The organism is Streptomyces sp. NPDC091371, from assembly GCF_040684275.1.
Classification (GTDB): domain Bacteria; phylum Actinomycetota; class Actinomycetes; order Streptomycetales; family Streptomycetaceae; genus Streptomyces.
Genome location: NZ_JBFBFP010000042.1, coordinates 20,008 through 40,907, shown reverse-complemented (window position 1 = coordinate 40,907; position 20,900 = coordinate 20,008). Strand labels below are relative to the sequence as shown.

Annotated in this window: 22 protein-coding genes; 16 read left to right on the top strand and 6 right to left on the bottom strand. The window is 71.8% G+C overall.

Features of this window, described 5'->3' with window-relative positions; translation table 11 throughout:
* Window positions 1-3 precede the first annotated feature (3 nt).
* The 12 genes from pafA (at window position 4) to AB0O21_RS31995 (ending at window position 11,517) form a co-directional block, all read left to right on the top strand.
* Complete coding sequence (pafA, locus tag AB0O21_RS32050; RefSeq protein ID WP_365176640.1) at window positions 4-1,365, top strand: Pup--protein ligase; 1,362 nt, start codon at window positions 4-6, stop codon at window positions 1,363-1,365.
* A gap of 103 nt (window positions 1,366-1,468) precedes the next feature.
* Window positions 1,469-2,407: an FKBP-type peptidyl-prolyl cis-trans isomerase gene (locus AB0O21_RS32045; RefSeq protein ID WP_365176637.1), complete on the top strand. Its 939-nt coding sequence runs from the start codon at window positions 1,469-1,471 to the stop codon at window positions 2,405-2,407.
* Between the two features lie 43 nt (window positions 2,408-2,450).
* Window positions 2,451-2,828 carry an FKBP-type peptidyl-prolyl cis-trans isomerase gene (locus AB0O21_RS32040; RefSeq protein WP_365176635.1) on the top strand — a complete coding sequence of 126 codons (378 nt, stop codon included), beginning with the start codon at window positions 2,451-2,453 and terminating at the stop codon, window positions 2,826-2,828.
* 145 nt (window positions 2,829-2,973) lie between these two features.
* Window positions 2,974-3,930: a WYL domain-containing protein gene (locus AB0O21_RS32035; RefSeq protein WP_365176632.1), complete on the top strand. Its 957-nt coding sequence runs from the start codon at window positions 2,974-2,976 to the stop codon at window positions 3,928-3,930.
* A gap of 129 nt (window positions 3,931-4,059) precedes the next feature.
* Entirely contained in the window at window positions 4,060-5,028 is a 969-nt protein-coding gene (locus tag AB0O21_RS32030; RefSeq protein ID WP_365176630.1) for a WYL domain-containing protein, read from the top strand.
* A gap of 14 nt (window positions 5,029-5,042) precedes the next feature.
* Entirely contained in the window at window positions 5,043-5,270 is a 228-nt protein-coding gene (locus AB0O21_RS32025) for a hypothetical protein (RefSeq protein WP_365176626.1), read from the top strand.
* Window positions 5,271-5,296: 26 nt separating this feature from the next.
* Window positions 5,297-5,497, top strand: coding sequence for a hypothetical protein (locus AB0O21_RS32020; RefSeq protein ID WP_365176624.1), 201 nt, complete (start codon window positions 5,297-5,299; stop codon window positions 5,495-5,497).
* A gap of 182 nt (window positions 5,498-5,679) precedes the next feature.
* Window positions 5,680-5,976 carry a Sec-independent protein translocase subunit TatA gene (tatA, locus tag AB0O21_RS32015; RefSeq protein WP_365176697.1) on the top strand — a complete coding sequence of 99 codons (297 nt, stop codon included), beginning with the start codon at window positions 5,680-5,682 and terminating at the stop codon, window positions 5,974-5,976.
* 47 nt (window positions 5,977-6,023) lie between these two features.
* Window positions 6,024-6,980: a twin-arginine translocase subunit TatC gene (gene tatC / locus AB0O21_RS32010; protein ID WP_365176622.1), complete on the top strand. Its 957-nt coding sequence runs from the start codon at window positions 6,024-6,026 to the stop codon at window positions 6,978-6,980.
* A 17-nt stretch (window positions 6,981-6,997) separates the two neighbouring features.
* On the top strand, window positions 6,998-7,885 hold the full coding sequence (locus tag AB0O21_RS32005) for a diacylglycerol kinase (protein WP_365176620.1): 888 nt from the start codon (window positions 6,998-7,000) through the stop codon (window positions 7,883-7,885).
* A gap of 46 nt (window positions 7,886-7,931) precedes the next feature.
* Complete coding sequence (locus AB0O21_RS32000; protein ID WP_365176618.1) at window positions 7,932-10,772, top strand: DEAD/DEAH box helicase; 2,841 nt, start codon at window positions 7,932-7,934, stop codon at window positions 10,770-10,772.
* 91 nt (window positions 10,773-10,863) lie between these two features.
* Window positions 10,864-11,517 carry a helix-turn-helix domain-containing protein gene (locus AB0O21_RS31995; RefSeq protein ID WP_365176616.1) on the top strand — a complete coding sequence of 218 codons (654 nt, stop codon included), beginning with the start codon at window positions 10,864-10,866 and terminating at the stop codon, window positions 11,515-11,517.
* A gap of 1 nt (window position 11,518) precedes the next feature.
* Here the strand turns inward: AB0O21_RS31995 and AB0O21_RS31990 are convergent, their stop codons facing one another.
* From AB0O21_RS31990 to AB0O21_RS31975, 4 genes are all read right to left on the bottom strand, one after another.
* The gene (locus tag AB0O21_RS31990; protein WP_365176614.1) at window positions 11,519-12,481 is read right to left on the bottom strand and encodes an RluA family pseudouridine synthase; all 963 of its coding nucleotides are present in this window, start codon (window positions 12,479-12,481) and stop codon (window positions 11,519-11,521) included.
* 35 nt (window positions 12,482-12,516) lie between these two features.
* Window positions 12,517-14,049 (bottom strand): serine hydrolase, encoded by a 1,533-nt coding sequence (locus AB0O21_RS31985; protein ID WP_365176612.1) that lies wholly within the window; start codon window positions 14,047-14,049, stop codon window positions 12,517-12,519.
* 113 nt (window positions 14,050-14,162) lie between these two features.
* Window positions 14,163-15,002, bottom strand: a complete 840-nt coding sequence (locus tag AB0O21_RS31980) for a siderophore-interacting protein (RefSeq protein WP_365176611.1) — start codon at window positions 15,000-15,002, stop codon at window positions 14,163-14,165.
* Window positions 15,003-15,050: 48 nt separating this feature from the next.
* Window positions 15,051-15,956 (bottom strand): 5'-3' exonuclease, encoded by a 906-nt coding sequence (locus tag AB0O21_RS31975; protein ID WP_365176694.1) that lies wholly within the window; start codon window positions 15,954-15,956, stop codon window positions 15,051-15,053.
* Window positions 15,957-16,163: 207 nt separating this feature from the next.
* On the opposite strand from AB0O21_RS31975, the gene AB0O21_RS31970 reads away from it, so the two are divergent.
* Entirely contained in the window at window positions 16,164-16,775 is a 612-nt protein-coding gene (locus tag AB0O21_RS31970; protein WP_365176609.1) for an XRE family transcriptional regulator, read from the top strand.
* 4 nt (window positions 16,776-16,779) lie between these two features.
* Window positions 16,780-17,511: a helical backbone metal receptor gene (locus AB0O21_RS31965; protein WP_365176607.1), complete on the top strand. Its 732-nt coding sequence runs from the start codon at window positions 16,780-16,782 to the stop codon at window positions 17,509-17,511.
* Here AB0O21_RS31965 and AB0O21_RS31960 read toward each other — a convergent pair.
* Complete coding sequence (locus AB0O21_RS31960; RefSeq protein WP_365176605.1) at window positions 17,480-18,604, bottom strand: TDT family transporter; 1,125 nt, start codon at window positions 18,602-18,604, stop codon at window positions 17,480-17,482. The two genes, AB0O21_RS31965 and AB0O21_RS31960, sit on opposite strands and share 32 nt — an antisense overlap.
* A 70-nt stretch (window positions 18,605-18,674) precedes the next feature.
* On the opposite strand from AB0O21_RS31960, the gene AB0O21_RS31955 reads away from it, so the two are divergent.
* Together AB0O21_RS31955 and AB0O21_RS31950 are read left to right on the top strand one after the other, a co-directional pair.
* On the top strand, window positions 18,675-19,598 hold the full coding sequence (locus AB0O21_RS31955) for a LysR substrate-binding domain-containing protein (RefSeq protein WP_365176603.1): 924 nt from the start codon (window positions 18,675-18,677) through the stop codon (window positions 19,596-19,598).
* Between the two features lie 190 nt (window positions 19,599-19,788).
* Window positions 19,789-20,139, top strand: coding sequence for a hypothetical protein (locus AB0O21_RS31950; protein ID WP_365176601.1), 351 nt, complete (start codon window positions 19,789-19,791; stop codon window positions 20,137-20,139).
* A 23-nt stretch (window positions 20,140-20,162) separates the two neighbouring features.
* On the opposite strand, the gene AB0O21_RS31945 is transcribed toward AB0O21_RS31950, so the two are convergent.
* Entirely contained in the window at window positions 20,163-20,870 is a 708-nt protein-coding gene (locus tag AB0O21_RS31945; RefSeq protein ID WP_365176599.1) for a gamma-glutamyl-gamma-aminobutyrate hydrolase family protein, read from the bottom strand.
* Window positions 20,871-20,900: the final 30 nt, after the last annotated feature.

Genomic DNA, 20,900 nt, shown 5'->3' with positions numbered 1-20,900 from the left:
GTCATGGACCGCCGCATTTTCGGGCTGGAGAACGAGTACGGCGTCACGTGCACGTTCAGGGGACAGCGCCGACTGTCTCCTGACGAAGTGGCGCGCTACCTCTTCCGCCGTGTTGTGTCATGGGGCCGCAGCAGCAATGTCTTCCTGCGGAACGGCGCCCGCCTGTACCTCGACGTGGGTTCGCATCCGGAATACGCAACACCCGAATGCGACAACGTGACCGAACTGGTCACGCACGACAAGGCGGGCGAGCGCATTCTCGAAGGACTGCTCGTCGACGCGGAGCGTCGTCTGCACGAGGAGGGAATCGCGGGCGACGTCTATCTCTTCAAGAACAACACCGACTCGGCGGGGAACTCGTACGGCTGCCACGAGAACTACCTGGTGGCGCGGCACGGTGAATTCTCGCGCTTGGCGGACATCCTCATTCCGTTCCTTGTCACGCGGCAGTTGATCTGTGGTGCGGGCAAGGTGCTGCAGACGCCTCGGGGTGCGGTCTACTGCGTGAGTCAGCGGGCCGAGCACATCTGGGAGGGTGTCAGTTCGGCGACGACGCGGTCGCGTCCGATCATCAACACGCGGGACGAGCCGCACGCGGACGCGGAGCGGTACCGTCGGCTGCACGTCATCGTCGGGGACTCGAACATGTCCGAGACGACGATGCTGCTGAAGGTCGGGGCGACCGATCTGGTGCTGCGGATGATCGAGGCGGGCACGGTGATGCGTGATCTGACCTTGGAGAACCCGATCCGGGCGATCCGTGAGGTGAGTCACGACATCACGGGTCAGCGCAAGGTGCGTCTGGCGAGTGGCCGGGAGGCTTCGGCGCTGGAGATCCAGCGGGAGTACTACGACAAGGCGGTGGACTTCGCCGAGCGCCGGGGGATCCGTACCGGTGTGGTGGACCAGGTGCTGGAGTTGTGGGGCCGGACTCTGGACGCGATCGAGGCGGAGGATCTGGACCGGATCTCGACCGAGATCGACTGGGTGATGAAGTACCAGTTGATCGAGCGGTACCGGGCCAAGCACAACATGACGATGTCGAATCCGCGGGTGGCTCAGATAGACCTCGCGTACCACGACATCCACCGGCGGCGCGGGCTGTACTACCTGCTGGAGCGCAAGGGGCAGGCGGCGCGGATCTGCAACGACCTGAAGATCTTCGAGGGCAAGTCGGTGCCTCCGCAGACGACGCGGGCGCGGCTGCGCGGTGATTTCATCCGTCGGGCGCAGGAGCAGCGGCGGGACTTCACGGTGGACTGGGTGCACCTGAAGCTCAATGACCAGGCGCAGCGGACGGTGCTGTGCAAGGACCCGTTCCGGTCGGTGGACGACCGGGTGGAGAAGCTGATCGCCGGGATGTAGATCTCGCCGGTGTGTGATCAGGGCCTCGTACCTGTCTCGTACGGGGCCCTGCTCACGGCTTAGAGTGGCGGCGACCGCTTGCCGTCTGAGATCTGAGGAACACGTGCGCCGACTTGCCGGCCTGCTTGTCGTACCCCTTCTGCTGCTGTCGACAGCGGCGTGTGGTGACAGCGGCTCCGACTCCGCCCAGATGAAGAACGGGGCGCCCGCGATCACGAAGGGTGCCAAGTTCGGGGAGAAGCCCACCCTGTCGACGGGTAAGGGCACGCCGCCGAAGGAGCTGAAGGTGGTGACCGTCAGCGAGGGCAAGGGCCCTGTGCTGAAGAAGGGCGACATCGCCCAGGTCAATTACCTCGGCCAGGTGTGGGACGGCAAGGCGCCGTTCGACAACAGCTTCGACCGGGGCACTCCGTTCGACGTGACCATTGGTGCGGGTGCCGTCATCAAGGGCTGGGACCAGGGTCTTGAGGGCCAGAAGGTCGGCAGCCGTGTCGAGCTGGTGATCCCGCCGGACCTGGGTTACGGGGCCCAGGGTTCGGGCGAGAAGATCAAGCCGAACGCGACGCTGGTGTTCGTCGTGGACATCGTCAAGGGTGCCTCCGTGCCGGTCTCGGCGACGGGCAAGGAGGTCGCGCAGGACGACAAGGCGCTGCCGAAGGTCGGTACGAACACGGACGGCAAGGAAGTCTCCGTGAGCGTTCCGAAGGACACGGAGCCGCCGGCGAAGCTGGTGTCGAACTACGTGCTGGAGGGCACGGGCCCGGAGGTGAAGGGCACCGACAGCGTCGTGGTGAAGTTCAACGGCAAGACGTGGAAGGACGACAAGACCTTCGAGAGCACGTACGCCACGGACTCGACGGTCACCTGGCCGATGTCGGAGCTTTCGGTCAAGGGGCTGAAGGAGGGCATCACCGGCAAGAAGGTCGGCAGCCGGATCCTTCTGGTGATCCCGCCGGACATGGCGTTCGGGGACGAGGAGAAGGGGTCCATTCCGGCGAAGTCGACCCTGGTCTTCAGCCTCGACATCCTCGCGGTGATGTAAGACTGTCCCGGTTGACCGGTTCGTAAGTTTGAGGAGCAGTTCCGTGAGCGACAAGCTCGAGAAGCCCGAGATCGATTTCCCCGAGGGTCCGGTTCCCACCGACCTGGTGATCGAGGACATCTGGGAGGGCGACGGCGCGGAGGCCAAGGTCGGTGCCTTCGTCAAGGTCCACTACGTGGGTGTGGCCTTCTCCACCGGTGAGGAGTTCGACGCTTCGTGGAACCGCGGCAGCGCGCTGCAGTTCCAGCTGGGTGTCGGCCAGGTCATCAAGGGCTGGGACCAGGGTGTCCAGGGCATGAAGGTCGGCGGCCGTCGCAAGCTGACGATCCCGGCCCACCTCGCCTACGGCGACCAGGGTGCGGGCGGTGCGATCGCCCCGGGCGAGACGCTGATCTTCGTCTGTGACCTGATGGACGCCTGATCGGGCAGCTGTCTGATCGGCCCGGGGGCCCCCGCCTGTCGGCGGGGGCCCCTCGCTTTTGTCCGGGCGCGCCGGGGCGGTACGGTCAACGGTCACGGCTGTGTCCGCGAGCGGACGCGTACGAGGGAAGCGGGGATGGGCGTCGATGGCGATTGCCAAGGCCGAGCGGCTGATGAATCTGGCGCTGTGTCTGTTGGGGACGCGCCGGCCGCTCAGCAAGCGGGAGTTGCGGGGTTCCATCGAGGCGTACCTCGAGGCCGGCAACGACGAGTCCTTCAACCGGATGTTCGAGCGGGACAAGGACGATCTGCGTGAACTCGGCCTGGTGATCGAGACGGTGGAGAACCTGGAGGGCGAGATCGGCTATCTCGCGCGCCGGGACAGCAATCGGCTGCCTCCCGTCTCCCTGGACGCCGAGGAGGCCGCGGCGCTGGGGCTGGCGGCGAAGGTGTGGCAGCAGGCGCGGCTGGCGGGGGCGGCCAGTGGGGCCCTGCAGAAGCTGCGGGCGGGCGGGATGCCGGAGGCGGGGGATCCGTACGAGGGCCAGCACAGTGCCATCGAGCCGCGCATTCCGGTGCACGAGGCGGCTTTCGAGCCGTTGATGCTGGCGTGCCGGGACCGGCGGCCGGTGGTGTTCGACTACCGGAAGTCGACGGCGGCGCGGCCGGAGACGCGGCAGGTGGAGCCGTGGGCGCTGGAGTGCTGGCGGGGCCACTGGTACCTGGCGGGCCATGACCGTGACCGTGGTGCGGAGCGGGTGTTCCGGTTGTCGCGGATCACGGGGAAGGTCCGTTCGCGGGCCGGGAAGTACACCGCGGAGGTGCCCGACGTGGTGACCGTGCGGGAGACCGTGGCGAGCTGGGCGGGGGAGAGCGCGGACCGCTCGGCGCTGATCCGGCTGCGGGCCGGGGCGGGGTATCCGCTGCGGGCCAAGGCGACCGCCGTGCGGGAGGGCGGGGACGGCTGGGACGAGCTGGAGATCCCGTACGGGCACGGGCTGGACGCCTGGCTGGTGGAGTTCGGGCCGGACGTCGTGGTGGTCGGGCCCGCCGATCTGCGGGCGGACGTGGTGGACCGGCTGCGGGCCGTGGCCAAGGCCTGACCCGGCGCGGCCGGGAGGGGCCGCCGGTCCCTCGCCGCCGAGGCGGGGCGCCGCAGCCGCGCCGCCGCACAGCAGTGCAATGCAAGCGCACCATCCGAAGAGCACGCCCTGAGGGGGAGACGTACCAGCATGGCTGCCAACGCCATCGACCAGACCCGCCGGATGCTGTCCCTGGTCACGTACCTGCGCGAGCGCCCGGGAGCGCACGTCGCCGACGTCGCGCGGGCTTTCGGGATCACCGAGGACGAGCTGATCTCGGACCTGGACGTGCTGCCCATGTGCGGGACCAGCTTCCGGGGCGGTGACCTGCTCGACATCGACACGGACGGGGAGCGCATCTGGTGGCGCAACCCGGACGCGTCGGGGGAGTCCACCGCGGAGCCGCTGCGGCTGGCGGCCGACGAGGCGACCGCGCTGCTGGTGGCGGCGCGTGCGGTGGCGACGCTGCCGGGGCTGCGGGAGAGCGACCGCCAGGCGCTGCTGCGGGCCACCGCGAAGCTGGAGGCGGCCGCGGGGGAGGCGGCGGGGGCTTCGTCCCGGCTGTCGGTGACCTTCGAGTCCGAGGGCGGGGTGTTCGCGGACGTGGACCGGGCCATCGCGGAGCGGCGCCGGCTGTGGCTGCGCTACTACTCTCCGGCGCGCGACGAGCTCACCGAGCGGAAGGTCGACCCGATCCGGCTGTTCGCGGTGGGGCACACGTACATGGAGGGCTGGTGCCACCTCTCGGAGGCCCGGCGGACCTTCCGGCTCGACCGGGTCGCGGAGATCCGGCTGCTGGACGAGCGGGCCGAGCCGCCCGCCATCGAGCCGCGTGATCTGTCGGAGGGGCTGGTGCAGCCGGCCGCGGAGGATCCGGAGGTGGTGGTCGAGGTGGGGCCGGGCGGGCGCTGGGTCGCCGAGTACTACCCGCACGACAGTGCCGAGGAGCTGGCCGACGGCGGGCTTCGGATCACGCTGCGCAGTCCGGATCCGGCGTCGCTGCGCCGGCTGGCGCTGCGGCTGGGCCGCGAGGGGCGGATCGTGGCGCCCGTAGAGCTGGCGGAGAGTGCGCGGAACGCGGCTCGAGAGGCACTCGCGGGGTACGGGGAACAGGTCTGAGGGGAGCGGGGTCGATGTCGCAGAAGTCCGGGCCCGTCGCCTTCAAGGCCTCCTGTCCCGATTGCCGGGCCCGCTTCGAGCTGGACGCGGGTGCGCTGCGGCTGGTGATCGGGGGCAGCCGCAGGGCGACCTTCTACTCCTTCACCTGCCCCGAGTGCGGTGCGTCCGTCCGCAAGCCCGCCGGTGAGCGCATCGTGGAGCTGCTGACGGGTGGCGGCGTGAGCACCCTGCGCAGCGTGTGAGGGGCCTGCTCGTCTAGGCTCCTGTCATGCTGTGGCCGATGTTCGCAATTGCCCTGGGTTTCCTGGGGGTCGCCGTCCTGTCCGTGCTGGCCGTGCGGGTGTTCGTGGAGGTGCGCAGGTTGTCCGGGCAGGTGGAGCGGGCGAGCCGGCGGATCGCGGATGCCTCGGGGGAGCTGGAGCGGGCGGCGGTGGATCTTGCGCGGTCGGGCCGCGGCGTGCGCCCGTAAAGCGGGACGAATCCGTGTGACGCGGGCGTGAACAACCGGCCTTCGCGCAAGCGCGGGTACCCCGGGGGATTGCCGAGCGTTAACCCCCGGGGGTTACGATCCTTGGCAGGTCGGTCGCCGGTTTTCCGCGCGGGCCGCCCGCAGCCACCACAACCAGCCGTTTCGGTGAGAAGGAAGCACACATCATGGGCAATCTGAAGCCGCTCGAGATTCTCCTGATCGTCGCCGTGATCTTCTTGCTGTTCGGTGCCAAGAAGCTTCCCGACATGGCCCGCTCGCTCGGCAAGTCCGCTCGTATCCTCAAGAGCGAGGCGAAGGCGATGAAGAAGGACGGCGAGGCCGAGGACGCCGCCGCCGCTTCTTCGGTTGCGGACCAGGCTCCGCAGGCGCAGGCGGCTCCGCGCACCATCCAGGCGGCTCCCGGTGACGTCACCAGCTCCCGGCCCGTGAGCGAGCCGAACCGCACCGCCCAGGGCTGAGCCGCGCCGGTTACGCCAGTCATCTGCAACGAGACAAGGGACGTGGGTTGCTCAAGTCTGCCCGCAAGCAGGAGAAAGCGGACAAGGACGCCGAAGGGCGGATGCCTCTTGTCGAGCACCTGCGTGAGCTGAGAAACCGCCTGCTGAAGGCGGTCGTGGCGATGCTGGTGATCACCGGCGTGGCGGCCTTCTTCTACCGGGACATCATCGACTTCCTGTTGCAGCCGATGCTGGACTCCGTCGGCTGTACCGGTGGTGTGGTGACCACGCGCAACGGGCGCCCCTGTGCCGACATGACCGTGAACGGTCTCATCTCGGCGTTCTCGATCGCCCTGAAGGTCTCGCTGATGACGGGTGTGGTGCTGACCACACCGGTGTGGCTGTACCAGCTGTGGGCGTTCGCCGCCCCCGGGCTGCACAGCCACGAGAAGAAGTACGCGCGGGGCTTCGTGGCGGTGGGTGCGCCGCTGTTCGGCGTCGGCGCGGTGCTCGCGTACAAGATCCTTCCGCAGACCGCGACGATCCTGCTCGAGTTCACGCCCGACAACACGCGCAACCTGATTCCGGTCGACGACTACCTCGACCTGGTCGCCCGCATGGTGATCGTGTTCGGCCTGGCCTTCGAGCTGCCGCTGCTGCTGATCCTGCTGAACTTCACCGGGGTGCTGAGCGCGAAGCGGCTGGCGAGCTGGTGGCGCGCCATGGTGCTGGGCATCACGCTCTTCGCCGCCTTCGCGACGCCGACCGGTGACCCGCTGACGATGCTGTCGCTGGCCGCCCCGATCGTGGCCCTGTACTTCATCGCGCTCGGCGTCTGCCTGCTCAACGACCGCCGCCGCAGGCGCAACGACCCCGACGCGGGCCTGGACGACGACGAGGCCGCCGACCTGGACCTGACGCCGGCGCCGATCGGCGAGATGGAAGCCGTGGCGGCCCCGACGGCGCTGCCCGGGCAGGCCGACGGCGGGCGTGAGCGGATCAACGGTTACGACGACGCGACCTGACGGGTAGATTCCCGCGGGTGAGCGCCGAGATCACCCTCTTCGTCAATCCCACCGCGGGACGCGGCCGGGGCGCGCATGCCGCGCAGCCGGCCGCTTCCGCGTTGCGGGCCGCAGGGTTCCGCGTACGGAGCGTGGTCGGCGTCGACGCGGCGGACGCGCTGGCCCGGCTGAGGGACGCCGTCCGCGAGGGCACCGGCGCGGTGGTCGTGGTCGGCGGCGACGGGATGGTGTCGCTGGCGCTCCAGGCCCTCGCCGGCACGCGGGTGCCGCTCGGCGTGGTCGCCGTGGGCACCGGCAACGACTTCGCGCGGGCGCTGGGGCTGCCCGTACGGGAGCCCGCGCGGGCGGGGCGGCTGGCCGCCGAGGCCCTCAAGGAGGGCCGGATCCGCGAGATCGACCTGGGGCGGGTGGCGGACTCCTGGTACGGGACGGTCCTGTGCTCGGGCTTCGACTCGCGGGTCAACGACCGGGGCAACCGGATGCGGCTGCCGGCGGGGCGCTTCAAGTACGACCTGGCGATGGTCGCGGAGCTGGCCGCCTTCCGCCCGTTCCCGTACCGGATCACCCTGGACGACGGGCCGGTCGTCGAGACGGAGGCGACGCTGGTGGCCGTGGGCAACGGCTCCTCCTACGGCGGCGGGATGCGCATCTGCGCGGGCGCCGTCCCCGACGACGGGCTCTTCGACGTCACGGTGGTCGGCGACTGCAGCCGGGCCACGCTGCTGAGGGTGTTCCCGCAGGTCTACAAGGGCACCCACCTCGGCCACCCGAAGGTCACCGTCCACCGGGCGCGGAAGGTCACCCTGGAGTCCGCGGGGATCACCGCCTACGCGGACGGGGAGCGGCTGGGGCCCCTGCCGGTGACCGCGGAATGCGTTCCCGGGGCCCTGAGGCTCCTCACTTAAATGATCGCGACTGTTGTCAGAGGGGGCGGGTAGGCTCGATCTCAAGATGACCGAAGAACTCTCACCCGCCGAGCGGTACGCCGCTGCCCGGATCCGCGCCGCCGAAGAGGCCAGTGCCCTGCACCCCTTCCGCGAGATGTACGAATTCGATCTGGACCCGTACCAGGTCGAGGCCTGCAAGGCACTGGAGGCGGGCAAGGGCGTCCTCGTGGCCGCCCCGACCGGCTCGGGCAAGACGATCGTCGGCGAGTTCGCCGTGCACCTGGCCCTGGCGCAGGGCCGCAAGTGCTTCTACACGACGCCGATCAAGGCCCTGTCGAACCAGAAGTACGCCGACCTCGTCAAGCGCTACGGCGCCGACAAGGTGGGCCTGCTGACCGGTGACAACAGCGTCAACTCCGAGGCGCCCGTGGTCGTGATGACCACCGAGGTGCTCCGCAACATGCTCTACGCGGGCTCGCAGTCGCTGCTGGGCCTCGGCTACGTCGTGATGGACGAGGTCCACTACCTCTCCGACCGGTTCCGCGGAGCCGTCTGGGAGGAAGTGATCATCCACCTCCCCGAGTCGGTGACGCTGGTCTCGCTGTCGGCGACCGTGTCCAACGCGGAGGAGTTCGGCGACTGGCTGGACACCGTGCGCGGCGACACCGAGGTGATCGTCTCCGAGGAGCGGCCCGTGCCGCTGTGGCAGCACGTCATGGCCGGCCGGAAGATCTACGACCTGTTCGAGGAGGAGTCCGACCACGGCGGCCGCGGCTCCGCGCGCCGGGAGGTCAATCCCGACCTGCTGCGCATGGCGCGCGAGGAGAACAGCCGTTCCTACAGTCCGAAGGACCGGCGGCGCGGGAAGATGGTCCGCGAGGCCGACCGCGAGCGCGAACGGCGTTCCCGCGGCCGGATCTGGACGCCGTCCCGGCCCGAGGTCATCGCCCGCCTGGACGGGGACGGGCTGCTGCCCGCGATCAACTTCATCTTCAGCCGGGCCGGCTGCGAGGCCGCCGTCCAGCAGTGCCTGTACGCGGGCCTGCGGCTGAACGACGAGTCCGCGCGGCTCAAGGTCCGCGAGCTCGTGGAGGCGCGCACCGCGTCCATTCCGACCGAGGACCTGCACGTCCTGGGGTACTACAAGTGGCTCGAAGGCCTGGAGCGGGGCATCGCCGCGCACCACGCGGGCATGCTGCCGACCTTCAAGGAGGTCGTGGAGGAGCTGTTCGTCCGCGGGCTCGTGAAGGCCGTCTTCGCGACCGAGACCCTGGCGCTGGGCATCAACATGCCCGCGCGCACGGTGATCCTGGAGAAGCTCGTCAAGTGGAACGGCGAGCAGCACGCCGACATCACCCCCGGCGAGTACACGCAGCTGACCGGCCGGGCCGGGCGGCGCGGCATCGACGTCGAGGGCCACGCGGTGGTGCTGTGGCAGCGCGGCATGGACCCGGCGGGCCTGGCCGGGCTCGCGGGCACGCGTACGTATCCGCTGCGGTCCAGCTTCAAGCCCTCGTACAACATGGCGGTGAACCTGGTCAGCCAGTTCGGGCGGCACCGCTCGCGCGAGCTGCTGGAGACCTCGTTCGCGCAGTTCCAGGCCGACCGCTCGGTGGTCGGGATCTCCCGGCAGGTGCAGCGCAACGAGGAGGGTCTGGAGGGCTACCAGGAGGGCATGACCTGCCACCTGGGGAACTTCGAGGAGTACGCGCGGCTGCGCCGCGACCTGAAGGACCGTGAGACGGAGCTGGCCAAGCAGGGCGCGGCCCAGCGCCGGGCGCAGGCGGCCAGTTCGCTGGAGAAGCTCAAGCCGGGCGACATCATCCACGTGCCGACCGGCAAGTTCGCCGGGCTCGCGCTGGTCCTGGATCCGGGCGTGCCGGCCGGGCGGGTGCACGGGTACCGCGGGCAGGAGTACAACGAGGGCCCGCGTCCGCTGGTGCTGACGGCCGAGCGGCAGGTCAAGCGGCTCGCCGCGATCGACTTCCCGGTCCCGGTCGAGGCGTTGGACCGGATGCGGATCCCCAAGACCTTCAACCAGCGTTCCCCGCAGTCCCGTCGGGACCTGGCGTCGCAGCTGCGGAGCAAGGCCGGGCACATCACGCCGGAGCGGCGTGCGCGCGGCCGGGCCGCGGCGGCCGACGACCGTGAGATCGCCCGGCTGCGGTCCGAGCTGCGGGCGCACCCGTGCCACGGCTGTGACGAGCGCGAGGACCACGCCCGCTGGGCGGAGCGCTACTGGCGGCTCAAGCGGGATACGCAGCAGTTGGAGCGGCGCATCGAGGGCCGGACGAACACCATCGCCCGCACCTTCGACCGCATCCACGCGCTGCTCACCGAGCTCGACTACCTGCGCGAGGACGAGGTCACCGAGCACGGCAAGCGGCTCGCCCGGCTCTACGGGGAGCTCGACCTGCTGGCCGCGGAGTGCCTGCGCGCCGGGGTCTGGGAGGGGCTCAGCCCGGCCGAACTGGCCGCCTGCGTCTCGGCGCTGGTGTTCGAGGCGCGGCAGTCGGACGACGCGGTCGCGCCGAAGGTGCCGGGCGGCGCGGCGAAGGCGGCCCTGGGCGAGATGGTGCACATCTGGGGCCGGCTCGACGCGTTGGAGGAGGAGCACCGGATCAACCAGGCGGAGGGCGTGGGCCAGCGCGAGCCGGACCTCGGCTTCGCGTGGGCGGCGTACCAGTGGGCCTCGGACAAGAGCCTGGACGAGGTGCTGCGCGAGGCGGAGATGCCGGCGGGTGACTTCGTGCGCTGGTGCAAGCAGGTCATCGACGTGCTCGGCCAGATCGCGGCGGCGGCTCCCCCGGCCTCCGGCGGGAGCGGCAGCACGGTGGCCAAGAACGCCCGCAAGGCCGTGGACGCGCTGCTGCGGGGTGTGGTGGCCTACAGCTCCGTCGGCTAACCGGACTTGGAGCTTCCTCTAAAAGCGGGGTTGGCCTGATCTGTTCTCTTGCCATGATCGGATCGGCGTGCTGTGTGCGACGATTCAGACCATGAGTGGGGGATTGGCCGGGGGGCCTAAAAGGGTCGGTCGGCCGCGCGCCGACCAGCAAAGACCGGAAAGCGGCCGGCCGCCGCGCGAGGAACTCCTCGTCGCGGCGGCCGAGCTTTTCACCGTCCGGGGATATGCGGCGACGACCACGCGGTCGGTCGCCGAACGGGCCGGAATGCGCCAGGCCACGATGTACCACTACTTCGGCGGCAAGGAGGAACTCCTCGCCGAGCTGCTGGAGTCCACGGTCGCGCCGTCGCTGGTGCTGGCCCGCCGGCTGCTCGCCGACGGCGGACGGCCCGCGGCGCGCCGGCTGTGGGAGCTGTGCCGCTCCGACGTGCTGCTGCTGTGCGGAGGGCCGTACAACCTGGGCGCGCTGTACCTGCTGCCCGAGGTGGCCGGATCGCGCTTCGCGCAGTTCCGCCGGATGCGGGACGAACTCAGGGACGCTTACCGCACGTTGCTCGACGGTACGTCCGTCGGTGCGGAACTGGCCGGTGACAAGGCCGGGCTGGACCTGCGCAACGACCTCGTGTTCGGGCTCATCGAGGGCGTCATGCTGATACACCGCTCCGATCCGGAGCGGCACGTGACGGTCTTCGCGGAGGCCACCGCCGACGCGGCGCTGCGGATCGCGGGCGTCCGCGACCCGTAGGTCACTGGCTGCCCGCTTCCCAGCCGGCGCGGTCGGTCCAGGCCCGGAGCGTGCGGCCGCTCTCGAAATGGTGGGCCGTGCCGGTGACCGGGTCGGTGAAGTCCAGCACGCGGGCCAGGAGCTGGAGGGGGCGGCGGTAGTCGTCCGGGGCCGGGTCCGTGACCCGCGGGTACACCGGATCGCCGAGGATCGGCAGGCCCAGGGCGTTCATGTGCACCCGCAGCTGGTGGGTGCGGCCGGTGCGCGGGGTCAGCCGGTAGCGGGCCAGGCCGCCCCGCGCCCCGGTGAGCTCGATCAGGCTCTCGGCGTTCGGCTCCCCGCCGGGCACCTCGACCGCGGCCATGACCCCGCGGGTCTTCTCTATGCGACTGCGGACCGTACGGGGGAAGGCCAGCGCCGGATCGTGGGCCGCGAGGGCCTCGTACTCCTTGTGCACCTCGCGGCGCTGGAAGAGGAGCTGGTAGGCGCCGCGGTCCTGTGGCCGGATGCTGAACATGACCAGTCCCGCGGTCAGCCGGTCCAGCCGGTGCGCGGGGCTGAGTTCCGGCAGGTCCAACTCCTCGCGGAGCCGGGCCAGGGCGGTCTGCGTGATGTGGCTGCCCCGCGGGGTGGTCGCCAGGAAGTGCGGCTTGTCCACCACCAGCAGGTGCGCGTCGCGGTGCACGACGCGGAGCGCGAAGGGCACGGCCGGCTCGGGCTCCATGTCCCGGTGGAACCAGAGGAATCCGCCGGGCTCGTACGGGTCCTCCGCGCGCAGCACCCGCCCGCCGGGCCCGAGCACCCGGCCGGCGGCCAGCAGGCGCGCGATGGAGTCGGCGCCGCGGGTGCCGGCGTACCGGGCGGTGAGGTAGGCGCCGAGATCCGGCCACATCCCGTCCGGGTCGGCGGGCAGCCGCAGGCGCACCGGGTCGATCCCGGCGCGCTGGGGGAGGGGCGAGGGGGGTACGGGGGCTTTGCGTCTCATCGGGGGACAGGCTATGCGGGAGGGACACGCGGCCCCTACTGCTGGGTGAAGGTGCCCAGGTGGTTGGCGTCGAGGTACTCGACGCGGAAGGTGCCGTCGGAGAAGAACACCCCGGTGCGGCCGATCGCGTTCTCGCCCCTCGTCTCGAAGCTGAAGGTGTTGCCGTCGTAGTGCGCGAGCGGATAGCGCTGGGGTTTCGGGCCGAGGGAGAGGGTGAGAGCGCCCTTGTCGTCGGCGGTGACGGTGGCCTTGCCGTAGTACGGGTTGTCGTAGGTGCCCGTGTACGCGGCGCTGTCCTGGGCCGGCTTGGCTCCGGCGGGCGGGTGGGCGTAGTCGGTGGCGGAGCGGCCCACGTTGAGCTCCTGCTCGTACACGCCGGCGATCAGGGGGAGCCAGTCGGTGGTGGCCTTGCCGTACTGGGCGAAGTCGAAGAAGTCCAGGGCGACGGCGTCGGCGACGCCGACCGGGGCGCCGTTGGTGAGGACGACGATGCCGAGCTTCTCCAGCGGGAGGATGGTGACGTTGGTGTTGGCGCCGAGCTCGAAGCCGCCGGAGTGGCTCAGGCGCAGCCGGCCCGCGCTGTCGTAGGAGACGTTCCAGCCGAGGCCGTAGAAGCCGGTGCGGTTGGCGGGCGGAGTGGGCGGCTGCGACAGGATCTGCGGGAAGTGGGTGGCGGCGAGGGTGTCGGCCGGGATGATGCGCTTGCCGTCGAGGGTGCCGTCGGCGAGCTGGAGCCGCAGCCAGCGGGACATGTCGCGGGCGGTGGAGCTCACCCCGCCGGCCGGCGCCTGCGCGTCGGGGTTGCGGACGTAGCGGGGGCTCCAGGTGCCGTCCGGGTTCTTCACGTGGGTGGCCGCGTGGTTCGGGGCCTGCTCGAACGCGGAGAACTCGGTGCTGGTGCTGGTCATCCCGGCGGGCTTGAAGAGGACGTCCTCGGAGAGCTTCTGCCAGCTGGTGCCCTTGGCGCGGGCGACGGCCTCGGCGGCGGCGGTGAGGCCGAAGTTGGTGTAGGCGTAGCTCGCGCGGAACGGGGTCAGGGGCTCGAGGCGGAGATGGTCGAGGATGTACGCCTGGTCGTAGCCGAGGTCTTCGAGGAGGTCGCCCGCGTGGTCGGGGAGGCCGCTGCGGTGGGAGAACAGGTCGGCGTTCGTCACGTGACCGGAGACCCAGGGGTCCTTCAGGGAGAACCCGGGGAGGTCGGTGTGGCGGCCCCACTCGCCGGGGCTGGTGAGGGCGCCGGCCACGATGCTGGAGGAGATCGGCTTGGAGACGGAGGCGACCTGGAAGACGGTGTCCGGGTCGATCTTCGCGGTCTCGCCGGTACGGCGGACGCCGAAGCCCTTGAGGTGGACGACCTCGTCGTCGTGCACGACGGCCACGGAGAGGCCGGGAACGCCGGTGCGTCGCATCACGTCCGCGATGTACCCGTCGAGGTGGGCGACGGCCTCGTCGACGGCCTGATCGCTGATCTGCGGTTTCGGCGCGGGGGGCGGGCTGGGTGCGGTGGCCACTCCCGTGGCCAGGAGGGCCGCGGTCCCTGCCGCCCCTAGTGCGCGGAGCGTACGCATGGGGCCATTGTCCCGCCGTTCCGTCGCTGCCGCGCGCGGGCTGGCTCAGGGTGTGCCGGGTGCGGCGCCGTTGCCGGGGGCGCTGCCCCGGCAGCGGCGCCGCACGCGGCCGGCTACGCAGCGGTCGCGTGGTCCTGTTCGGCTTCCACCGCGGCGTTCCAGTCGCGCTTGATCGCGCGCCAGCCCTCGTCCGTTTCGCCCAGGCGCCAGTAGCCCGAGATCGACAGGCGTTCGCGCGGGATGCCGCGCTCCAGGCGCAGGTGGCGGCGGAGGTCCTTGACGAAGCCCGCCTCGCCGTGGACGAAGGCGTGGACCTCGCGGGAGGGGAAGTGCAGGGAGGTGACCGCCTCGACCAGGGCCTTGCCGATCGGCCGCTCGCCGCGGTGGATCCAGACCGGGAAGATCCCGTCCGGGGTGGCGATCTTCTGCTCGTCCGCGGGGCCCTCGACCTCGACGAAGGCGTGCACCCGCGCGCCCGCCGGCATCCGCTCCATCGCCGCCGCGATGGCGGGGAGCGCGCTCTCGTCGCCCACCAGGAGGTGCCAGTCGGCCGTCCGGTCCGGGGCGTACGCGCCGCCCGGGCCGAGGAAGCGTACGAGTTCGCCGGGCTGGGCCGCCGCCGCCCAGGGGCCGGCCAGGCCCTCGTCGCCGTGGACGACGAAGTCGATGGTCAGCTCCAGGTGCGCCGGGTCCCAGCTCCGCACGGTGTACGCGCGCTGGCGCGGCCACTGCTCGCGCGGGTACTGGGCGCGGATCCGCTCCAGGTCCCACGGCTCGGGGTAGGTGACGCCCTGAGGGGGGAAGAGGAGCTTGACGTAATGGTCGGTGAACTCGCCCGCGCCGAAGCCCTGCAGGCCCTCACCGCCCAGCACGATCCGGACCATGTGCGGCGTGAGCCGCTCGGTGCGGACGACGGCGGCGGTGCCGACGGTACGGGCGCGTCCTTCTGCCACGGTGACTCCCCTGCTCCCCTGAAACTTAGCCTTACCTAAGTTAGCACCTCAGGTGCGCAGCGCGCCGCTCAGGCGTTCAACTGCACCACCCAGACCCCACCGATGGGCTAGCGCAGCCACCAGTTCGGGTTGCGCGGGCGCCGTCGGAAGGGCCGGGTCGAAGGCGGGCAGCGGCACGTCGGAGGCCACCTGGACCACCTTCGGGGCCACCGCGAGGTACGGCCGGGACTCGTCGAGGCGCTTGCGCTGGGTGGGGGTCAGCTTCGACTTGGGGTCGTCGATCGCCGCGATGATCCCGGCCAGGTCGCCGTAGGCGTCGAGCAGCTTGGCGGCGGTCTTCTCGCCGATGCCCGGGACCCCCGGCAGGCCGTCGCTCGGGTCGCCGCGCAGCAGCGCCAGGTCCGCGTAGCCGGGGCCGTCCACCCCGTACTTCTCCCGCAGCCAGGCCTCGTCCGTCACCTGGAGGGTGCCGACGCCCTTGAGGGGGTAGAGCACGCGGCGCTGCCGGGCGTCGTCCACCAGCTGGTAGAGGTCCCGGTCGCCCGTGACGATGTCCACCGGGCCGCTAGCGCGGGCCGTTAGCGTGCCGATCACGTCGTCCGCCTCGTACCCGGCGACGCCCACCCGGGCGATGCCGAAGGCGTCCAGCGCGGTCTCGATGATCGGGACCTGGGGGGCGAGGGTGTCCGGGGTCTCCTCGACGTCGGGTCCGCTCTCGGTCTCCTCGGCGACCCGGTGGGCCTTGTAGGAAGGGATCAGCTCGACCCGCCAGTGCGGCCGCCAGTCGGCGTCCATGCACGCCACCAGATCGTCGGGGCGGTGGTCCTGGACCAGCCGGCCGATGAAGTCGAGCAGTCCGCGGACGGCGTTGACCGGGGTGCCGTCGGGGGCCTTCACGGAGTCCGGTACGCCGAAGTAGGCGCGGTAGTAGAGGGAGGCGGTGTCCAGGAGCATCAGGCGTCGTGTCGTCGTCACGGTGACGATGATGCCGCAATGCCGCGATACGGCCGGTGGGCCGGGTGGGATCTCCCGCCACGGAAGGTGAGCGCGTGCGCACCCGGTGCGTACGGGAATCCCGTGCACGCGAAACCTGGGGCGGTTGCTGCGTAAGGTGCTTACAGCACACCGATGTGCGACGGACAAGGGGAGGGCAGCCCCGACATGAACGACAGGGACGGCAAGGGCGACAAGGACACCGACAAGGACGGCAAGGAACCGCTCCGGGTGGGCGTGGCCGTGCGCAAGCGGCGCCGTGCGCTGCACCTGACGCTGGCCGCCGTGTCCGCGCGCAGCGGCCTGTCGGTGCCCTTCCTCAGCCAGATAGAGAACGAGCGGGCCCGGCCCAGCATGCGGTCCCTGGAGCGGGTCGCGGATGCGCTGGAGACCACGGCCGTCGAGCTGCTCGCCGCCTCCGACACGGCCCGTACGGTGGACCTCGTACGGGCGGGGGACGAGTCCGGGCTCACTCCGGTGCCGGGCGTGCGACCCCTCGTACGGGGCCACCACCAGCTGCACGCGCTGGAGTTCACCGGCGACCAGGACGCGGGGCGGGAGTACCAGCACCGCAACGACGAGCTGATGTACGTGGTCTCGGGCGCCTGCCAGGTGGAGGCCGAGGGGCGGGCCTACCGGCTGGAGAGCGGCGACGCGCTGTTCCTCTCGGGCGGGGTGCGCCACCGCTGGCGGGCCGTCAGCGAGGACACCCGACTTCTGGTCGTGGCCGTCGGCGACCACATCCACGCCACCTCCGAGCCGCCCTCGCCGGAGCACTGAACCGGTGCGGGTCGTCTCGCTGGTGCCCTCGCTGACCGAGGCGGTCGCGGTGAGCGCGCCGGGGCTGCTGGTCGGGGTCACCGACTGGTGCACGCACCCCGCCGACCTCGGGGGCGCGGCGCGGATCGGGGGGACGAAGAACCCCGACGTACGGGAGATCGTCCGGCTGCGCCCGGACCTGGTGATCGCCAACGAGGAGGAGAACCGGGCCCCCGACCTGGCGGCCCTGCGGGCGGCCGGGGTGGAGGTGCTGGTCACCGAGGTACGGGACCTGCCGCAGGCACTGCGGGAGCTGGACCGGGTGCTGGTGGGGGCGCTGGGGCTGGAGCGGCCCCAGTGGCTGGACCGGGCCGAGGCCGCCTGGGCGGCGGTGGAGCCCGCCGGAACCTTCACCGCGTTCGTACCCATCTGGCGCCGGCCCTGGATGGTGCTGGGCCGGGACACCTTCGCCGGGGACCTCCTCGCCCGGCTGGGGGTGCGCAACGTCTACGCGGGGCACCCGGAGCGGTATCCCCGGGTGCCGGTGGAGGAACTCGCGGCCAGTGGCTGCGATCTCGTGGTGCTTCCCGACGAGCCGTACGCCTTCACGGCGCAGGACGGCCCGGAGGCCTTTCCGGGCCTCCGGGCCGCTCTGGTCAGCGGTCGGCACCTGACCTGGTACGGGCCTTCGCTGGTGGAGGCCCCGGCGGTGCTGGCGGAATCGCTCAGCGGGTCGTGGGGAGCAGACGGCCGCTGAACAGGCCGCGCAGGGTGTGGCCGGCGGCCAGGAGCCAGGCGGTCAGCAGGGCGAGGAAGAGGGCGGCGGCGAGCCAGGCGAAGGCGGTCAGGCCGGTGTGGCGGGCCAGGCCGGCGGCGCCGGTGACGCAGGTGCCGACGGGGAAGGTCAGGGCCCACCAGGTCATCGCGAACCCCATGCCCTCACGGGCCGCCCGGACCAGCATGGCCACGGCCAGGGCCAGCCACAGCAGGGCGAATCCCATGACGGGGACCCCGTAGACGACCGCGAACGCGCCGAGGGCTCCGGCGTAGGGGGCGGCGATCGACTGGTGGGCCACGTCGGCGAGCTGGTTCACGGCGGTGGTGGACTGCCCCAGGGGGCCGAGCACCAGGAAGAGGGTGGGGGTCAGGGCCAGGGGCAGGGGGCCGCCCACGATCAGCCTGCCGAAGATCAGGGGGAGCATGAGCAGGGTGGCGAGCAGGCTGATGCCGAACATGGCGTAGCAGGCCAGCAGCAGGGCCTCGCGGGGCTGCCCGGCGGGCAGGTGGGGTATCAGGAGGGGGCCGAGGGCCGCCGAGACCATGGGGGAGACGAGGGGGAGCAGCCAGGCGGGGGTGGCCTGGCGGGGCTCGACCTTGTGGCGGACCACCATCAGGTAGGGCACGGCCACGGCCATGACCAGGCCGATCGCGGTGCCGGCGGTGAACAGCACGGTGTCCGCGGCGACGGCGGCACCGGTCCCGATGAGGTCCTTGCCGACGATGAGGGTGCCGCCGCCGACGGCCAGCAGGGCCATCGAGAGACAGCCGTAGAAGGGGGCGACGGCGGGGTCGAGGAGGTGGGCGCGGGCCTGGTCGCGGTGGTGGATCCAGTGCCCGGCGCGGGCGGTGAGCAGGACGGCGAGGACGACGGCGGACAGCGCCCAGACGATCTGGCAGGCCACGCGCTGGCCGGGGAGCTGGTACGGGAGGGTCGCGCCGGCGTTGGCGATGATCGCCGTGCCCATGACGGAGGCGTACCAGTTGGGGCCGAGGTGCCGGAGCGCGGGGGCCTTGTGGGCCCGGGGCGCGGGTGCGGTGAGGGTGCGGGGTCGCACGAGGGTGGTGGCCATGCCTCCAGCGTCGTCGCAGGTGGGGGCGGGCGGCAGAGGGCATCTCGCTATAAGGCCATAAACTGATGTTATGGGTGAAGAGGAGTGGGTGCCGCTCGCGCACCGGGTGCCGGATCTGGGCGCGCTGGAGCTGCTGCTCGCGGTCGCGCGGGTCGGCAGCCTGAGCGGGGCGGCCAGGCGGCTGGGCATCACCCAGCCCGCCGCCAGCAGCCGGATCCGGGCGATGGAGACACGGCTCGGGGTGGCCCTGGTCGACCGCTCCCCGCGGGGGTCGACGCTGACGGCGGAGGGCGCGCTGGTCACCGACTGGGCCCGGCGGGTGGTGGAGGCGGCGGAGGCCTTCGACGCGGGCGCGCAGGCGCTGCGCGGGCAGCGGGACTCGCGGCTGCGGGTGGCGGCCAGCATGACCATCGCGGAGTACCTGCTGCCGGGGTGGCTGATCGCCCTGCGCGGGCAGCGTCCGGACACGGCGGTGTCCCTGCACGCGGGGAACTCCGCGGTGGTCGCACAGCGGGTCCTCGAACACGAGGCGGACCTCGGGTTCGTGGAGGGGCTGACGGTCCCGGAAGGGCTGGACTCGGCGGTGATCGCGCAGGACCGGCTGGTGGTGGCGGTGGCGCCGGGGCACGCGTGGGCGCGGCGGGCGCGGGCGGTGGAGGCGGCGGAACTGGCGTCCACGCCGCTGATCCTGCGCGAGCGGGGGTCGGGGACCCGGCAGGTGCTCGACGCCGCGCTGGCCGCGGCCGGGGGGCTGGCGGCGCCGCTGCTGGAACTGGCGTCGACCACCGCGGTGAAGGCGGCGGCGCTGAGCGGGGCGGGGCCGTGCGTGCTGTCGGAGCTGGCACTGGGGGACGAGCTGGCGGCGCGGCGGCTGGTGGAGGTGCCGGTCGCGGGCGCCGCGCTGGGGCGTGCGCTGCGGGCGGTCTGGCCGGCGGGGGCCCGCCCGGCGGGTCCTGCCCGTGACCTGCTGTCGCTGACCCGACTCCGTTCCTAGCCGGGGTCCGTGCGGGGTGCGGCGCCGCTGCCGGGGGCGCTGCCCCCGGACCCCCGCGCCTCAAACGCCGGCGGGGCTGGGCCGTTCGGGGGAGGAGGGATCGATTCGGCACGGGGTGGACGGTGACCCGGGCGCGGGCCGCCGGAAAGGTGGCTCCCGCACGTTCATCGCTCTCCCGAGGAGACCCCCTATGCGACTTCGCAATGCCGCCGTGGCCGCCTGCGGCGCCTTCACCCTGCTCCTGGCCGTCCCGACATCGGCCTCCGCCGCGACGGGCCGGTTCCAGTACACGGTCACCGGCCTCGACGGCAGCCCGCTGCGGGTGGTGCTGGAGGACCCGCCGGGCGAGGAGTGCATCACGCTGCCCGAGGTGGCCGACCCCTCCTCCAGCACACCGGCCCACTCGCCGCGGAACAGGACCGACGCGGTGGCCACGGTGTTCACCGAACCGGACTGCACGGGCGACTTCTTCACGCTGCGCCCGGTCACGGGCTACGGATCGGAGCGGCTGAAGATGCGGTCGGTCGTCTTCAGCCGCTGACGCGCCCCCGCGGGGCCGGCCCGTCAGGAGACCGGCACCGCCCAGCGGGCGGTGGCCGCCTCGACCAGGGAGGCCATCACCCGGGTGTCCTTGTCGCGTTCGGGGTGCCACTGGACGCCCACCACCCAGCGGTCCCGGTCGGGGAGCTCGATCGCCTCCACCGTGCCGTCGAGCGCGTGCGCCGAGGCGACCAGGCCGCGGCCCAGGCGGTCGACGGCCTGGTGGTGGTAGGTCGGGACCTCCGCCTCCTCCGGGACCAGCCCCGCGTACCGGGTGCCCGCGACCGGGCGGACCGGGTGCCAGGAGGTCGCGCCCGGGGTGTCGACGTGGCCGTCGATGTGCTGGATCAGGGTGCCGCCCAGGGCCACGTTCAGCGCCTGCATGCCCCGGCAGATGCCCAGCAGGGGCATGCCCGAGTCGAGGGCCGCCGCGATCAGGGCCAGTTCCCAGTGGTCGCGGACCGTGGCCGGGGCCCCGGTGCGCGGGTCGCGTACCGCCCCGTAGTGGACCGGGTCCACGTCCGGGCCGCCCGCGACGACCAGGCCGTCCACCCGGCTCAGCACCTCCGCCGCCGCCGCGGGTTCGTCCGGCGGGAGCAGCACGGCCGCGCCGCCCGCCGCCTGGACGAGTTCGTAGTACCCCGACGGTACGAGGGACGTCGGGAGGTCCCACACGCCGTAGCGGGTGGAGTCCTCGACGTAGGTGGTGATGCCGATGAGCGGCCTGGGCACGTTCGGTACCTCCAAGAGGGGAAGGGCGCA

Coding starts and splice junctions, on each gene's coding strand:
- pafA (WP_365176640.1), top strand. CDS start 4: ATGGACCGCCGCATTTTCGGGCTGGAGAACGAGTACGGCGTCACGTGC.
- AB0O21_RS32035 (WP_365176632.1), top strand. CDS start 2,974: ATGGCGATTGCCAAGGCCGAGCGGCTGATGAATCTGGCGCTGTGTCTG.
- AB0O21_RS32030 (WP_365176630.1), top strand. CDS start 4,060: ATGGCTGCCAACGCCATCGACCAGACCCGCCGGATGCTGTCCCTGGTC.
- AB0O21_RS32025 (WP_365176626.1), top strand. CDS start 5,043: ATGTCGCAGAAGTCCGGGCCCGTCGCCTTCAAGGCCTCCTGTCCCGAT.
- AB0O21_RS32020 (WP_365176624.1), top strand. CDS start 5,297: ATGCTGTGGCCGATGTTCGCAATTGCCCTGGGTTTCCTGGGGGTCGCC.
- AB0O21_RS32000 (WP_365176618.1), top strand. CDS start 7,932: ATGACCGAAGAACTCTCACCCGCCGAGCGGTACGCCGCTGCCCGGATC.
- AB0O21_RS31995 (WP_365176616.1), top strand. CDS start 10,864: ATGAGTGGGGGATTGGCCGGGGGGCCTAAAAGGGTCGGTCGGCCGCGC.
- AB0O21_RS31990 (WP_365176614.1), bottom strand. CDS start 12,481: ATGAGACGCAAAGCCCCCGTACCCCCCTCGCCCCTCCCCCAGCGCGCC.
- AB0O21_RS31985 (WP_365176612.1), bottom strand. CDS start 14,049: ATGCGTACGCTCCGCGCACTAGGGGCGGCAGGGACCGCGGCCCTCCTG.
- AB0O21_RS31975 (WP_365176694.1), bottom strand. CDS start 15,956: ATGCTCCTGGACACCGCCTCCCTCTACTACCGCGCCTACTTCGGCGTA.
- AB0O21_RS31970 (WP_365176609.1), top strand. CDS start 16,164: ATGAACGACAGGGACGGCAAGGGCGACAAGGACACCGACAAGGACGGC.
- AB0O21_RS31960 (WP_365176605.1), bottom strand. CDS start 18,604: ATGGCCACCACCCTCGTGCGACCCCGCACCCTCACCGCACCCGCGCCC.
- AB0O21_RS31955 (WP_365176603.1), top strand. CDS start 18,675: ATGGGTGAAGAGGAGTGGGTGCCGCTCGCGCACCGGGTGCCGGATCTG.
- AB0O21_RS31950 (WP_365176601.1), top strand. CDS start 19,789: ATGCGACTTCGCAATGCCGCCGTGGCCGCCTGCGGCGCCTTCACCCTG.